Source organism: Roseiarcus sp. (genome assembly GCF_049514155.1).
Lineage (GTDB): Bacteria > Pseudomonadota > Alphaproteobacteria > Rhizobiales > Beijerinckiaceae > Roseiarcus.
Window position 1 is genome coordinate 22975 of sequence record NZ_JBEKVH010000003.1, and the last position, 13836, is coordinate 36810.

Sequence of the window (13836 nt, forward strand, 5' to 3'; positions counted from 1 at the left end):
CCGGCGAACGCCCGCTCGCAGCGGCCGAATTCCTGCCCGCCGCGAACTCCGCTAGAACAGAGGAATGATGACTGTTTCCCCCGCCCGTCCGCGCACGCTGCTGTTCTACGTTCCGGCGCTGCTCGACGGCGGCGCGGAGCGCGTGTGGGCGCGGCTCGCGTCGGCCTTCGCCGCGCGCGGCGACGCCGTTGCGTTCGCGGTCGATTTCGAGGCGACGCAATCGGCGCCGTTCCTGTCGCGCGACGTCGCGCTCGAAGTCCTGCCGCGTGGCCATTTCCAGTCGACGCGCGCGCTCGCGCGACTCATCGCCGCGCGCCGCCCCGATGCGACCTTGTCGGCGCTCGCGGTCGCCAACCTCAAGCACGCGATCGCCGCGACGCTGGTTGGGCGCCGCGATCGCGCCATCCTCGCCTATCACGGCTTCAGCGAAAGCGAGCCGCAGCTGCTCAGCCGCATCGGCTATCGCCTGACGCCGCTCCTGTCCCGCCTGTGTGCGGCGACGGTCGCGGTGTCGGCGGCCCTGCGCCACGATCTCATCGCCCGCTTCGTCGTTCCCGAACGGCGCGTCCGCACGATCTACAACCCCGCCGCGCCGGCGCCGTTCCCAGAAGCGCTCGCCGCCGGCGCCTTGGCGGCGCGACCGAAGACCATCGTCGCGCTCGGCCGCCTCGTTCCCGACAAGGATTTCGTCACGCTGCTGCGCGCCTTCGCGCGGCTCGATGATCGCGAGGCGCGGCTCGTCATTCTCGGCGAAGGCGAGGAGCGGGCGCGGCTCGAAGCCGAAGCGTGGGGTCTCGGAATCGCGGCCCAAGTCGACATGCCCGGCTTCGAGTCCGACGTTGCGGCGCGGCTCGACGCGGTGCGCGGCTTCGTCCTGTCGTCGCGCCGCGAAGCGTTCGGCCTCGCCTGCGTCGAAGCGCTCGCCCACGGCCTGCCGGTCGTCGCCACAGATTGCGGCGGGCCAGCGGAAATCCTCGTCGCGCCGACGCATGGCGTCCTGGCGCCGGTTGGCGACGTCGAGGCGCTGGCGCGCGCGCTTGCGGGCGCGCTCGCCGATCCGGGCGATCCGGCGCCGCGCCAGGCGCGGGCGCGCGAATTCTCCCTCGAAGCGGCGCGCGACGGTTACGACGCGCTGATCGCCGACGTGATCATGCATGCGCGCTCGCCTGCGGCTGCGTGACCGGTGAAGGGGCAGGGGAGGCCGCGAGCTTATCGGCGAGCCGCGCCGCGAAGGCGACGATCGAAAGGGTCGGATTGGCCTGGCCGGAGGTCGGAAAGACCGCCGAGCCGAGCACGCAGAGATTGGGCGTGTCGAAGCAGGCGAGATCGCCATCGACGACGCCCTCGCGGCGGTTCGCGCCCATGCGCGCGGTTCCGATCTGGTGCGAGCCGTGCGACATCAGCGCCAGGGCCGTTTCAGCGCTCGCCGCTTCGCTTTGACGGTATTCGACCCGGCCGAAACCGGAGGCGGAAAGCCACAGCGCGAGACGCTGGTGAGCGCGCGCGATCGCCTCGCTGTCGGCGCGGCTGAAGCGCAGGTCGACGCGCAGCCGCGGCAGGCCGAGGCGGTCAGATTCCGCTGCGAGCGTCACCCGGCTGTCGGGGTTGGGAATCTGCTCGGCGTGATAGGACAGTCCGTAGCGGCGCGCGCGGTTGCGCAGGAAGTAACCTGGAATGCGCTCGGCGCTGAGATAGCGATCACGCATGAACCGGGCGAGAAAGGCGAGGGTCGCCGGCAGGTCGGAAGCGACGTTGCGGGCATGGGCGGGCCAATCGATCGACCCGCCGAGATGGCGGGCGCGGATCAGCTCCGGCAGGATCATGCCGCCGACGATCGGCGTCGACAGCGCCATCGCGACGGCCGAGAGCGCGCCGCTGCCGTGACGCGGGTCGGCGATTGGCGGGGCCACCGGCCAGAAGCCGACGTTGGGCAGGTCGAAGCGCGCCATCAGCGACGGGCTCGGCGCAAAGCGGCGGCGTACGAACGAGCCGCGCCCGTCGCGCAGGAAGTCGAACGCCGCGTCGACGCGCGCGTCGTCGAAGACGACGTCGGCGATCTCGCCAATGACGTGGCCCATGTAATAACGGCCGAGCGGACCATCCGCGCCGCCGAACAGCGCCGGCCGCCGGCGTTGCGCCGCCAGCAGCAGCCGCGTCGATTCGAGCCCGCCGGCGGCGAGCGCGATGCGCTCCGCCGCAAGGCGCAGTCGGCGCCCGTCGGCGGTCGCCGCGACGACGCCGGTCGCGCGGCCGTTCTCGGCGAACTCGATCTCGATCACGGTCGCGCCGAGGCGAATGTCGATCAGCGGCGAAGCGGTGAGCGTCGCCGCATGCGCCTTCTGGAACCACGGCCGGTTGCTCGCCCGCTCGATGCGGTCGAATTCGAAATCGCCGTTGGCGGCGGAAAGCTCGGGCGCGGCGAGCGTGAACGCCGCTTCCCCGCAGCCGACGTAGCGGCACGCGGTCGCGTAATAGCGCGCGACGTCGTCGTAGCCGATCGGCCAGCGGACGCCGCCGACGAAGGGTCGCGGGACGAAATCGACCGGGTCGAGCGGCATGCTGCGGCCGCCCCACAGATTGGACGTTCCGCCCAGGCGGCGCACGGTCGCGATGCGCATGTCGTCGTGGCGAGTGGGATCGACGATCTCGGCGCGGGCAAGGTCCTGCGCGTCGCTCGGCCGATCAAGGCCGGATTCGAGCACCAGCGTCGGACGGCCGCGCCGCGCCAACTCCATCGCCAGCGTCAGGCCGGCGGGACCGGAGCCAACGACGATCGTCTCGTGCGCGCGCGCTTCAGCGCCGTCGAGGCCGGCGCAAATCATTCCGCCGCCTCCCTCAGAGTCGGAACGAGTTCGGCGTAGAGCGCGGTCATCTCACGATAGTAGCGGTCGCGGGTGAAGCGGGTCGTCGCCTGTTTGCGACCTTTCGCGCCCATCGCGGCGAGCGACCCTTCGTCCATCGCCAACGTGCGCCGCAGCGCGTCGGCGAGCCCCAAGCGATCGCCGGGCTCGACGAGAAGGCCGTTCTCGCCATGTTCGACCAGCTCCGGCAGGCCGCCGATGCGCGTCGCGACAATCGGTTTGCCGCGCGCTTGCGCCTCGAGCACGCTCTTGGGCGCGATTTCGTACCACAACGAGGGCAGCGCAACCGCGGTCGCGGCCTCGACCTCTGCCCACAGCGCTGCGCCTTTGAGATGGCCGGTGAACACGCAGCGCGCGCCGAGCGCGCGCGCTTGGGCTTCGAGCGCGTCGCGCTGCGGCCCGTCGCCGACGATCGTCAGCGGCGCGTTCGCGGCGACGGCGGCGTCGATCAGCACGTCGACGCCCTTCTCCGGCGACAGGCGGCCGAAATAGAGGATGTGGCGGCCGCGCGCTTGGCGCAACGCCACGACGTCGTCGGTTGCGGCCGGCGCATCGTCCGCGCTCTCGAAGAAGTTCGGCACGTAGCGCAGCTTTCCGCGGTCGAAGCCGTGCTCGGCGAACTTGTCGACGATGAAGCGGCACGGCCCGACAAAGCGCGAGACGGCGCTGCGTAGCGCGCCGCCATGCCATTGGATCATGCCGTCGAGCGCGTAGAGCGCGTCCATCGCCAGTGGACCCTGGGTGCAGCGGTTGGTCAGGCAGCGCCATTGCCGGCCGCCGCGGCAGCGTTCGCAGACGCCGTTCTGCGGCGTGTAGAAGTGGTAGGCGGGGCAGATCAGCTTGTAGTCGTGCAACGTGTAGACGATCGGCACGCCGCGCCGGCGCGCCGGCGCGAGGATGGCGTTGGTCAGGTGGTGGTAGACGCCGTGGGCGTGGATCACGTCAGGGCGGAAATCGTCGAGCAATCGCGCAAACTTTTCGCCTGCCTCGCGCGAATGAAAGAAGCGCGGCAGCGACGCGAGCCCCGCGAGGCCAGCGCGCGGCGCGAACGGCGCGGGGAAATAGTCGCGCCATTGCGACGGCTCGTTGTCGGGATGATCGACGGCGAAATCGGCGCAGTCCCAGCCACGCTCGCGAAACAGCGCGAGGTGGTCGAGATGCACGCCCTCGGCGCCGCCCTTGCGATAGCGCCAGCGATGGACCGCGAGCAGTCGCATGGCGCCTCCTCAACGCCGTCGAAAGCGATGCGTGTTCGCCGCGGTCACGCGAGCGCCTCGTCGAGCAGGCCGAGCGCGACGGGGCCGACGCGCCGGCGCGCCCGCGCCAGATCCGCGGCGCGATGTTCAGAGCGGAACATCGAGGCGAGCACGACGCCGTCGGGGTTGCTGGCCAGCGCGCAGTCGAGCAGCAGTTCGGCGGCGGCGCGGCGGCTGTCGGCGTCGTAGCCGGCGGCGACGAGTCGGCGATGGCGGTTCGGCGCGGCGGCGAGTTTCGCGCGCAACTGGGCGAGGGCGCCGCCGCCGACGCCGAACACCGAATGGCTGACCAGCAGCAAGCCGGCGCCGGCGAGTTCGGCGCCGCCGTAATCGAGGTCCGCGACGCTGGTCTGCAGCGCGGAATATGGCTCGCCCGCCGCCAGCGCGGCGCGACAGGCGTCAAAGCGGCCGGCGACGGCGACGGCGCGCGCCTGTCCGCGCTTTAGCGCGCGCGCGAGCGCGGCGCGGACGTCGTCGCGCCCGACATCGGCCGGGTCGGGATCGTGGAGGGCGTAAACGTCGACGCAGTCGATTGCGAGCCGTTTGAGCGATTCACCGATCGAACGCTCGACGAACTCGGCCGTCAGCGGCAGGGGGCGGTTGCGGGTGGCGGCGAGGCTGCGGAAGCCGCTGCGCACCGCCGTGGCGCGGGCGGCGAGCGGCCGGCCGAGCGCATAGGCGAGCCTCAGCGCGCCGAGGCGGCGGGGCGGCGCCATGCCGACCTTGGTGACGACGAACGCGCGGTCGCGGCGGCCGCGCAGGAAGCGGCCGAGCAGCGTCTCCGCTTCGCCTGCGCCGTAGGCCGGGGCGACGTCGAACCAGTTGACGCCGGCGTCGAAGGCGGCGGCGAGGGCGTTGAGCCCATCGGCGGCGGCGACCCGCGAACCGAGCGAAGCGCAGCCGAAGCCGAGGCGCGACGGCGCAATCGGCAGCCCGGCGCGCTCGGCCGCGTTCATCGGCGCTCCTCGGCCGGGACGACGTCGACGCCGAACCCCAGCAGCAGAAAGACGTAAGCGCAGGCGGCGTAGCGCGCGGCGAGTCGATATGGCTCCGCCCCGAGCCGCCACAGCCATTCGAGGCCGATTCGGCGCATCCACAGCGGCGCCCGTCGGGAGTGCCCGCCGACGAAGTTGAGCGCCGCGCCGACGCAGAGGAAGCCGACCGAAGGACAATGGGGGGCGAGCGCGTCGGCGAGCAATTCTTGCTTGGGCGCGCCGAGCGCGACGAGGCACAACCGGGCCCCGCTGGCGCGGACGCGTTCCGCCATGGCGAGGCGCTCGAATTCGAGGTCGCCGAGTCCGACGCGCGGCGTTTCCGCGCCGGCGATGACGAGGTTGGGCGCGCTCCGTTTCAGCTCGGCGATGGCGGCCGCTTGGGCGCGCGGTCCCGGGCCGATCAGATAGACGGACAGACCGTGTTCCGCCGCCGCCTGGAGCAGCGGTTCGATCAGATCGGCGCCGGGCGCGCGCTCAAAGATTCGGCGGCCAGCGGCGCGGTTGGCGAGCCACGCGATCGGCCAGCCGTCGGCGCAGACGAAGGTGGCGCGACGATAGGAGTTGCGGAAGGCGGCGCTGCCGCGCAGCTTGGCGACGTGGTCGAGATTGAGCGTGTGGAAGGTGAAACCCTTGCCCTGGGCGGCGTAGTCGATCGCCAGGTCGACGGCTTGGGAGATCGAGGCGATGTTGAGCCCGAATCCCGCGACTTTGGTTCGCCGTTGGGGCGCGATCGCCGCATGAAGAATGCTGCCGCTCATCCACCCACATCACGCTTGCGACAAGCCCCTCGCGGGGGCGGACTCCTTCCCTACCGGCTTCGTTCTCATTCGTCTCAATTTGCTACAATTAGGGTTACCCGTCCTTCGCCGACGGTTAACCATAAGCGGAAGGACGCGCCGTCGCGCCGCTGGCGCGCGCTCGGGCGGCGCGCCTACGGAACGACGGGCCTACCGGAACGAAGCCGAGACGGACCTGTAGGTCGTATTGACCTGCGCGCCGACGAAGCTGACCGCAACGACGATCGCCAGCCCGACGCAGGTCGCGAGCGCGGCGCATTCGACCGATGTCGCGCCCGCGCGCGAACGGCGGAACTGGCCGATCAGCTTGAGCATGCGACCCCCCGGGGCGGCGCGGTGTGCCGCGTCTCCAGGCCCCGGCGCAGGCTAACCTTGGCCGTCTACATCGAACTTAAGGGAAGCTTGGGCCTCAGGGGAGGCTTGGCCGCTCGGCCGCGCTTCCATCAGGTCCAGTGGCTGGACGCCGTCGCGCGACGCCTCTCGGCCCACTCGCGCCAGCGCCGCCGGATCGGCCAAGCGCAAATATGCGTGCCGCCCCAGCCGATGACCAGCGCCAGTGCGCCGACCAGCAGCGACTCCGACGTGAGGGGCGCCGCCGGTTCGAAGTTCTGCAGCGTGTCGTTGGCGATCGCCGGGTCGAAGTCGAACGCCATCGCTGCGATCCGCTGCACCGGCCCGGCGCCCTGCATCGCGTCGAGCGCGTTCTGCAGCTTGTCGCGGCGGGCGATGTCGTTCTCGATCGCGGCGCCGCGCGCCTGGGCGAGCGGATCGGGGTTGCCTTCGAGCCGGGCGATCGCCTCGACCGGGGTGATCGACTGGCGCGCCGCGTCGGCGTCGAAGGCGGAAACGACACGCTTCAGCTCGTCGAGCGCGCCGCCGAGCCGCTGGCGGTACTGCTGGGTGAACTCGGGGCCTTGCATGCCGACCAGAGCGAACAACAACCCGATCGCCGCCGCGAGGCGTCGCGTGAACATCGAAGCCGGACTCCCCCTGCGTCGCGGACAAAACCCTATCGCGGGCGGGGGGGAAAGTCATTCGCCGTCATTGACGGCGGGGCGTCGATTGTCCTGAATGCGCCGCCGTAAGGCCAGTCGAGCCCGCAACGCCGATGAAGCGATGAACGCCCCTCCCGCCGCGCCGTCCAGGCCCTGGCCGGCATTCCGTTCCTTCGCCGGCTGGCGCTGGCGCGACCTCGGCCCCGACGCGGTCGCCGGCCTGACGGTCGCCGCCATCGCCATCCCCGAGCAGATGGCGACGGCGCGGCTCGCGGGGTTCCCGCCGCAGATCGGCTTCATAGCGCTGCTCGCCGGCGCGGTCGGTTTTGCCGTTTTTGGCGCTTCGCGCCTGATGTCGGTCGGCGCCGATTCGACCGTCGCGCCGATCTTCGCCGGCGCGCTGGCGCTGCTGGCGACCGCCGGCTCGCCTCATTACGCCGCCGATGCGGCGGCGCTGGCGCTGGGCGTCGGCCTCGCGCTGGCGCTCGGCGGCGCGCTCGGCCTCGGATTTATCGCCGATCTGCTGTCGATTCCGGTCACCACTGGCTTTCTCGCCGGCATCGCCGGGCACATCGTCGTCAGCCAGGCGCCGGCGTTCATCGGCGTCGCGCCGCCCAGCGGCCCGCTCGTCGCCCAGGTCGTCGCGCTCGCCGGCGCGCTCGGTCAAACCAGCCTGCCGACGCTCGGCCTGGGCCTATTCGTGCTGGCGTTGATGCTTGCGGGCGAGCGCCTGAGCCCGCGCTTTCCCGGCGCGCTGATCGGGCTCGCGCTCGCCGCAATTGCGGTCGTCGTTTTCGGGCTCGAAGGGCGCGGCGTCGCAACGCTCGGGACGATTGAGGGGACGAATCTGCGGCTCGGGTGGCCGCAGGTCGCGCTCGCCGATCTGCCGCAGGTTGCGCCGCTCGCCATCATCGTCGCGCTCGTCGTCATGGTGCAGACCGCGGCGACGACGCGCAGCTTCGTTTCCGATCCGGCGGTCGGCCCCGACGTCGGCCGAGACTTCATCGGACTCGGCGCCGCCAACTTGCTCGCCGGCTTTCTCGGCGCCTTTCCGCTCAACGCCAGCCCGCCGCGCACCGCCATCGTCGCCGCAACCGGCGGCGTTTCACAGCTCAGCGCGCTGGTCTGCGCCGGCCTCGCGCTGGCGCTGGCGGCGTTCGGCGGCGGCCTGCTCGCCCATGTCCCGCACGCGGCGCTCGCCGGCGTGCTGCTGTTCGTCGCCCAGCGCATCTTCCGGGTCGGGACGATGGCCGACGTGTGGCGACGCAGCCGCCCCGAGTTCGCTCTCGTCGTCGCCACCATGCTCGCGCTGCTCGTCCTGCCGATCCAGCAGGGCGTCGCCCTCGGCGTCATCCTGTCGCTGCTGCACGGCGTTTGGACCACGACGCGCGCGCGTCTGGTCGAGTTCGAGCGTATTCCGGGCACTTCGATCTGGTGGCCGACGAGCGCGCTGCAGCGTGGCGAGCGGGCGCCGGGCGTGCGCGTCGTCGGGCTGCAGGCGCCGCTCTCGTTCCTCAACGCCTACGCCATTCAGCAGGAGATTCGCGCGTACCACCAGGCGGAAACCCGGCTGCTGGTGATCGAGGCCAACGCTGTGGTCGAGATCGACTACACCGGCGCGACGATCCTCGCCGCGATGGTGAAGCGGTTGCGCGCCGAGGGCGTCGACGTCGCCTTCGCGCGGCTCGAATCGGTGCGCGCGCAACAGAGCTTCGTGCGCCAGGGCCTCGAGGACTTGATCGGGCGCGACCACCTCTTTCATAGCGTCGAAGAAGCGATCCAGGCGTTGCAGAGTGGCGCGCGCGGCTGAGGGCGCGTCATCGTCCGGTCACCGCGGGCGGGAATGGTCGGGGCGGTCGACAAAGGAGCTGTGGAATGAGCAAAGGACGGGCGATCGCCGCCCTGGCCGCGCTGTTGGCGGCTGGCGCGCCGGCGGCGGGAGACGAATCGGCCAAGCCGGGGCTGGATCGCATTGGCCATATCATCGTTCTTTATCTCGAGAACCGCAGTTTCGACCAGCTTTACGGCCAGTTTCCCGGCGCCGACGGCCTTGCCCAGGCCGGCGGGGCGTCGCCCCAGGTCGATCGCGACGGCAAGCCTTACGATAAGTTGCCGCCGGCGCTCGACACCAACCGCAAGGGCGCGCCGGCCGACCCGCGCTTTCCCGCCGCGGCCGACAACGGGCCGATCCACGCCGATTCGCTGGCCAAGCTCAGCGAAACGACTGGCGATCTGGTGCACCGCTTCTATCAGGAGCAGTTGCAGATCGACGGCGGCAAGATGGACAAGTTTGTCGCCTGGTCGGACGCCGGCTCGCTGGTGATGAGCGTCTACGACGGCTCGAAGATGCCGCTGTGGCGCTACGCCAAGGACTACGCGCTGATGGACCATTTCCATCACGCGGCGTTCGGCGGCTCGTTCCTCAACCACCTGTTCCTGATCTGCGCCTGCGCGCCGCGCTATCCCGACGCTCCCGCTCCGCTCGTCGCCGAGTTCGACGATCACGGCGGGCTGATCAAGGACGGCGCGGTGACGCCGGACGGCTACGCCGTCAACACGCTCTTTCCCTTCAACGGCCCCTTTCCGGCCGGCGCGCCGGCGGCGATGCGCCTGCCCCTGCAAACGGCGCCGACCATCGGCGACCGGCTCGACGCCAAGGGGATCGACTGGGCGTGGTACTCGGGCGGCTGGGACGCTGCAGCGGCGGGGCGCCCCGGCCCGCAGTTCCAGTTCCATCACCAGGCGTTCGCCTTCTTCGCCGACACCGCGCTCGGCACGCCGGGCGCCAAGGCGCATCTGAAGGACGAGTCCGATTTCATCGCCGGGATCGAGAAGGGCGACCTGCCGCCAGTCGTCTTCTTCAAGCCGAGCGGCGAGGACAACGAGCACCCCGGCTATTCGACGGTGCTGGCCGGCGAATACCACACCGCACTGCTGATCGACCTCATCCAGCGCAGCCCGTTGTGGAAGGACAGCGTCGTGATCGTCACTTACGACGAGAACGGCGGTCTGTGGGACCACGTCGCGCCGCCGGCGATCGACCGCTGGGGCCCGGGAACGCGAGTGCCGACGTTGCTGATCTCGCCTTTCGCCAAGCGTGGCCTGGTCGATCACACGGTGATGGATACGACCGCGATTTTGAAGCTGATCGAAACCCGTTATGGTCTGGCGCCGCTCGCCTCCCGCGACGCGGCGAGCCCCGACATGACCGAGGCGCTCGACCTGCAGCAATAGGGTTATCGCGTGAGCGAAGTTCCGATCGGCGTCGTCACCGTGTCCGACCGCGCCGCTGCGGGGGTTTACGAAGACAAGGGCGGCCCGGGAATCGAGGCGGCGCTGGCGGCGATCCTGGCGACGCCATGGCGGTCCTGCCGGCGGCTGGTTCCCGACGAGCGCGACAAAATCGCGGCCGCATTGCGCGAACTCGCCGACGTCGAACGCTGCTCGCTGATCCTGGTCACCGGCGGCACCGGCCCGAGTCCTCGCGATGTGACGCCGGAGGCGACCGCCGATGTCTGCGACCGAATCATGCCCGGTTTCGGCGAGTTGATGCGCGCGCGCAGCCTGCTCGAGGTGCCGACGGCGATCCTATCGCGCCAGATCGCCGGGCTGCGCGGTCGCAGCCTGATCGTAAACCTGCCCGGCCGACCGGCGGCGATTCGCGTTTGCCTCGATGCAATCTTTCCCTCTATCCCCTATTGCCTGGACCTCGCCGGCGGCGACCGGCTGGAAACAATTCCCGAGGTGTGTCAAGCTTTTAGGCCAAAAGGATAGAAGCCGGATGCGCCAATTGATACGGATCAGATTAGGCCCGGCTTGGCGCCCTACTTTAGTGGTGTTGACAACTGAAGGGCTCAAGCATGCCGACCGCGGATCCGATCGTCTCCGCCATCGCCGAGAAGTATCGGAACAATCCGACTTACCTCCTGCAAATCCTGCGAGAGGCGCAAGAGGCGCTGGATTGGATTTCGCCGGAAACGGTTGAGACCGTCGCGTCTCAATTGAAGATTCCGCGCACGCGGGTGCAGAGCGTGCTGCAATTCTATTCGTTTTTGTACGACAAGCCGCGCGGCCGTTACCGCCTGCTGTTGGCTGACAATATTACCGATCGCATGGCGGGCAATATCGCCCTGTTCGAGCATATGCTCAGCCGGCTGAAACTCAAGCGCGGCCAAGTGTCGTCCGACGGTCTGGTGAGCGTCGATCTGACCTCCGACACCGGCATGTGCGACCAAGGCCCGGCCATGCTGGCCAACAATCGCGCCATTCCTCGCCTGACGATGCGCCGGATCGACGAGATCTGCGATCTGGTGAAGGCGCGGGCGCCGCTCGACGAATGGCCGGCCGAGCTGTTTCGGGTCGAGGACAATATCCGCCGGCGTGAGACTCTGCTGACGCCGATCGCCCCCGGCGTCGCGCTCGACGCCGCGATCGCTCGCGGGCGGCAAGGGATGCTCGACGAGATGAAGCGCTCCTACCTGCGCGGGCGGGGCGGCGCCGGGTTCCCGGTCGGGACGAAATGGGACGGCGCCCGCAACGCGCCTGGCGCCGAGCGCTACATCGTCTGCAACGCCGACGAAGGCGAGCCTGGCACTTTCAAGGACCGGGTGCTGCTGAACTCGTTCTCGGTTCGGGTGCTCGAGGGCATGGCGATCGCCGGCTACGTCTCCGGCGCGACCAAGGGCTTCATCTATCTGCGCGGCGAGTACAAGCACTTGCAGGCCAAGCTGCAGCGCGAAATCGACGAGATGCGCGCCGGCGGGAGGCTCGGCGCCTCGATCCGCGGCGCGGCGGGCTTCGATTTCGACATCGAAATCCATATGGGGGCAGGCGGCTACATCTGCGGCGAAGGCACGGCGATGGTCGAATCGCTTGAGGGCAAGCCGGGCCGGCCGCGCGTGCGGCCGCCGTCGATGGTGCAGGTCGGCTACCTCGGCAAACCGACGGTGGTCGACAACGTCGAATCGCTCGCCCACGCGACCGAGATCGCCGTCGAAGGCGGCTCGCGCTTCGCCAAGCGCGGCACCCGGACTTCGACCGGCACCAAGCTGATTTCCATCTCCGGCGACTGCGAGCGGCCGGGCGTCTACGAATACCAGTTCGGCGTCACCATCGGCCGGGTGCTGGAGGATTGCGGCGCGAAGGCGGTCAGCGCGGTGCAGATCGGCGGCGCGTCGGGCGTCTTGGTGACGCCGGACGAGTTCAGCCGCCGCATCGCCTTCGAGGACGTGCCGACCGCCGGCGCGTTCATGGTCTTCGGCGCCGACCGCGACATTTTCGAAGTCGCGCGCAACTTCGTCCATTTCTTCGCCCATGAGAGTTGCGGCTTCTGCACCCCCTGCCGGGTGGGGACGGCGGTCCAACGCAACATCATGGACAAGATCGCCGAGGGGCGCGGGTCGCGCTACGAGGTCAACGAACTGAAGCGCGTGGTCGAGTTCATGAAGCGCACCAGCCATTGCGGCCTCGGCGAAACGGCGGGCAACGCAGTGCGCGACGCGCTCAACAAGTTCAGGCCGGCGTTCGAGCGGCGGCTGCACGCGAAGGATTTCGAGCCGGCGATCGATCTCGAACGGGCGCTCGAGCCCGCGCGGCTGGTCACCGGGCGCGACGACGCCGAAGCGCACATGGAGACGGAAGGTTCCAGAAATGGCTGAGACGACATTCACCATCGACGAACAACCGATTCCGTTCACGCCCGGCCAGACGATCCTCGAGGCCGCGAAGGCGGCCGGCATCTACATTCCCCACCTCTGCTACCACCCGGAGTTCAAGGCGCACGGCGGCTGCAAGATGTGCACTGTACTCGTCAACGGGCGCACGCAGACCGCATGCACCCATAAGGCGCAGGCGGGACAGGAAGTCGACGTCGACACCCCCGAGCTCAACGCGATGCGGCGCACGCTGGTGCAGATGCTGTTCATCGAGGGCAATCACTTTTGCCCCGGCTGCGAGAAGAGCGGCGCCTGCCAGCTTCAGGCGCTGGGTTACGAATACGAAATGATGTCGCCGCATTTCGTCGAGCTCTTCCCAGAGCGCAACATCGACGCGTCGCACCCGGACGTGCTGATCGAGTTCAACCGCTGCGTCCTATGCGAGCTGTGCGTGCGCGCCAGCCGCGACGTCGACCACAAGGACGTGTTCGCGATCGCCGGGCGCGGGCAGAACGCCAAGCTGATCATCAATTCGCCGACCGGCAAGCTCGGAGACAGCGCGCTCGCGGTCACCGACCGCGCCGTCCAGGTTTGTCCGGTGGGCGCGATCATCGTCAAGCGCGTCGGCTTTTCCGCCGCCCCGATCGGCGAGCGGCTCTACGACAACAACCCGATCAGCGCCGAAGTCGAATCTTGTGAAATTCCGGAAGCCCGATGAGCACCTCAGGACAGGATAAAGTCAAAGTTCGACTGGCGACGACGTCGCTCGCGGGCTGTTTCGGCTGCCACATGTCGTTCCTCGATATCGACGAGCGGCTGTTCGAGCTTGCCGAGCTCGCCGAGTTCGACCGCTCGCCGCTGACCGACATCAAGCATTGCGGTCCTTGCGACATTGCGCTGATCGAGGGTGGGGTGTGCAACACCGACAACGTTCACGTGGTGCGCGAATTGCGCGCCAACGCCAAGATCCTGGTCGCCGTCGGCGCTTGCGCGATCAACGGCGGCCTGCCGGCGCTGCGCAACAAGCTCGACGTCAACGACATCCTGACGCAGGTCTATCGCAATCCGACGACTGGCGAGTCGTGCGTGCCGGATTCGCCGGAATTGCCGCTGCCGCTCGACATGGTCTATCCGGTCAACGAGATCGTGCGCGTCGACTACTTCCTGCCGGGCTGCCCGCCGTCGGGCGACGCGATCTGGAAGTTCCTCACCGACCTCATCCTCGGGCGCATGCCGCGCCTGGACTACAGTCTCCTGAATTACGACTAAGGGCCCCGA

General features: G+C 69.4%; 13 protein-coding genes. 7 read left to right on the forward strand and 6 right to left on the reverse strand.

Features of this window, described 5'->3' with window-relative positions:
• Window positions 1-67: 67 nt before the first annotated feature.
• Window positions 68-1180, forward strand: a complete 1113-nt coding sequence (locus tag ABSF49_RS00705) for a glycosyltransferase (protein ID WP_424110706.1) — start codon at window positions 68-70, stop codon at window positions 1178-1180.
• Here ABSF49_RS00705 and ABSF49_RS00710 read toward each other — a convergent pair.
• The 6 genes from ABSF49_RS00710 to ABSF49_RS00735 form a co-directional block, all read right to left on the reverse strand.
• Window positions 1149-2822, reverse strand: a complete 1674-nt coding sequence (locus tag ABSF49_RS00710; protein WP_424110707.1) for a GMC oxidoreductase — start codon at window positions 2820-2822, stop codon at window positions 1149-1151. The two genes, ABSF49_RS00705 and ABSF49_RS00710, sit on opposite strands and share 32 nt — an antisense overlap.
• Window positions 2819-4078: a glycosyltransferase family 4 protein gene (locus ABSF49_RS00715; protein WP_424110708.1), complete on the reverse strand. Its 1260-nt coding sequence runs from the start codon at window positions 4076-4078 to the stop codon at window positions 2819-2821. Before ABSF49_RS00715 ends, ABSF49_RS00710 begins: the two co-directional genes overlap by 4 nt.
• Before the next feature lie 44 nt (window positions 4079-4122).
• Window positions 4123-5073, reverse strand: a complete 951-nt coding sequence (locus tag ABSF49_RS00720) for an aldo/keto reductase (RefSeq protein ID WP_424110709.1) — start codon at window positions 5071-5073, stop codon at window positions 4123-4125.
• Entirely contained in the window at window positions 5070-5870 is an 801-nt protein-coding gene (locus tag ABSF49_RS00725; RefSeq protein ID WP_424110710.1) for a WecB/TagA/CpsF family glycosyltransferase, read from the reverse strand. Before ABSF49_RS00725 ends, ABSF49_RS00720 begins: the two co-directional genes overlap by 4 nt.
• Window positions 5871-6059: 189 nt before the next feature.
• On the reverse strand, window positions 6060-6224 hold the full coding sequence (locus tag ABSF49_RS00730; protein WP_424110711.1) for a Flp family type IVb pilin: 165 nt from the start codon (window positions 6222-6224) through the stop codon (window positions 6060-6062).
• A gap of 128 nt (window positions 6225-6352) precedes the next feature.
• Complete coding sequence (locus ABSF49_RS00735) at window positions 6353-6883, reverse strand: DUF2937 family protein (RefSeq protein ID WP_424110712.1); 531 nt, start codon at window positions 6881-6883, stop codon at window positions 6353-6355.
• 142 nt (window positions 6884-7025) lie between these two features.
• Between ABSF49_RS00735 and ABSF49_RS00740 the strand changes: the two genes are divergently transcribed.
• The 6 genes from ABSF49_RS00740 to ABSF49_RS00765 all read left to right on the forward strand — a co-directional run bounded on the left by ABSF49_RS00740 (window position 7026) and on the right by ABSF49_RS00765 (window position 13827).
• Entirely contained in the window at window positions 7026-8714 is a 1689-nt protein-coding gene (locus ABSF49_RS00740) for a SulP family inorganic anion transporter (protein ID WP_424110713.1), read from the forward strand.
• Window positions 8715-8779: 65 nt separating this feature from the next.
• Window positions 8780-10138 (forward strand): acid phosphatase, encoded by a 1359-nt coding sequence (gene acpA / locus ABSF49_RS00745; RefSeq protein ID WP_424110714.1) that lies wholly within the window; start codon window positions 8780-8782, stop codon window positions 10136-10138.
• A 9-nt stretch (window positions 10139-10147) separates the two neighbouring features.
• The gene (gene mog, locus ABSF49_RS00750) at window positions 10148-10678 is read left to right on the forward strand and encodes a molybdopterin adenylyltransferase (RefSeq protein ID WP_424110715.1); all 531 of its coding nucleotides are present in this window, start codon (window positions 10148-10150) and stop codon (window positions 10676-10678) included.
• A gap of 86 nt (window positions 10679-10764) precedes the next feature.
• On the forward strand, window positions 10765-12561 hold the full coding sequence (locus tag ABSF49_RS00755; protein ID WP_424110716.1) for an NAD(P)H-dependent oxidoreductase subunit E: 1797 nt from the start codon (window positions 10765-10767) through the stop codon (window positions 12559-12561).
• Window positions 12554-13276, forward strand: coding sequence for a 2Fe-2S iron-sulfur cluster-binding protein (locus ABSF49_RS00760; RefSeq protein WP_424110717.1), 723 nt, complete (start codon window positions 12554-12556; stop codon window positions 13274-13276). Before ABSF49_RS00755 ends, ABSF49_RS00760 begins: the two co-directional genes overlap by 8 nt.
• The gene (locus ABSF49_RS00765; protein ID WP_424110718.1) at window positions 13273-13827 is read left to right on the forward strand and encodes an NADH-quinone oxidoreductase subunit B family protein; all 555 of its coding nucleotides are present in this window, start codon (window positions 13273-13275) and stop codon (window positions 13825-13827) included. Before ABSF49_RS00760 ends, ABSF49_RS00765 begins: the two co-directional genes overlap by 4 nt.
• Window positions 13828-13836: the final 9 nt, after the last annotated feature.

What these genes read in the sequence shown, in the direction of transcription:
- ABSF49_RS00705 (WP_424110706.1), top strand. Translation starts at nt 68, where the DNA reads ATGACTGTTTCCCCCGCCCGTCCGCGCACGCTGCTGTTCTACGTTCCG.
- ABSF49_RS00710 (WP_424110707.1), bottom strand. Translation starts at nt 2,822, where the DNA reads ATGATTTGCGCCGGCCTCGACGGCGCTGAAGCGCGCGCGCACGAGACG.
- ABSF49_RS00715 (WP_424110708.1), bottom strand. Translation starts at nt 4,078, where the DNA reads ATGCGACTGCTCGCGGTCCATCGCTGGCGCTATCGCAAGGGCGGCGCC.
- ABSF49_RS00720 (WP_424110709.1), bottom strand. Translation starts at nt 5,073, where the DNA reads ATGAACGCGGCCGAGCGCGCCGGGCTGCCGATTGCGCCGTCGCGCCTC.
- ABSF49_RS00725 (WP_424110710.1), bottom strand. Translation starts at nt 5,870, where the DNA reads ATGAGCGGCAGCATTCTTCATGCGGCGATCGCGCCCCAACGGCGAACC.
- ABSF49_RS00730 (WP_424110711.1), bottom strand. Translation starts at nt 6,224, where the DNA reads ATGCTCAAGCTGATCGGCCAGTTCCGCCGTTCGCGCGCGGGCGCGACA.
- ABSF49_RS00735 (WP_424110712.1), bottom strand. Translation starts at nt 6,883, where the DNA reads ATGTTCACGCGACGCCTCGCGGCGGCGATCGGGTTGTTGTTCGCTCTG.
- ABSF49_RS00740 (WP_424110713.1), top strand. Translation starts at nt 7,026, where the DNA reads ATGAACGCCCCTCCCGCCGCGCCGTCCAGGCCCTGGCCGGCATTCCGT.
- acpA (WP_424110714.1), top strand. Translation starts at nt 8,780, where the DNA reads ATGAGCAAAGGACGGGCGATCGCCGCCCTGGCCGCGCTGTTGGCGGCT.
- ABSF49_RS00755 (WP_424110716.1), top strand. Translation starts at nt 10,765, where the DNA reads ATGCCGACCGCGGATCCGATCGTCTCCGCCATCGCCGAGAAGTATCGG.
- ABSF49_RS00760 (WP_424110717.1), top strand. Translation starts at nt 12,554, where the DNA reads ATGGCTGAGACGACATTCACCATCGACGAACAACCGATTCCGTTCACG.
- ABSF49_RS00765 (WP_424110718.1), top strand. Translation starts at nt 13,273, where the DNA reads ATGAGCACCTCAGGACAGGATAAAGTCAAAGTTCGACTGGCGACGACG.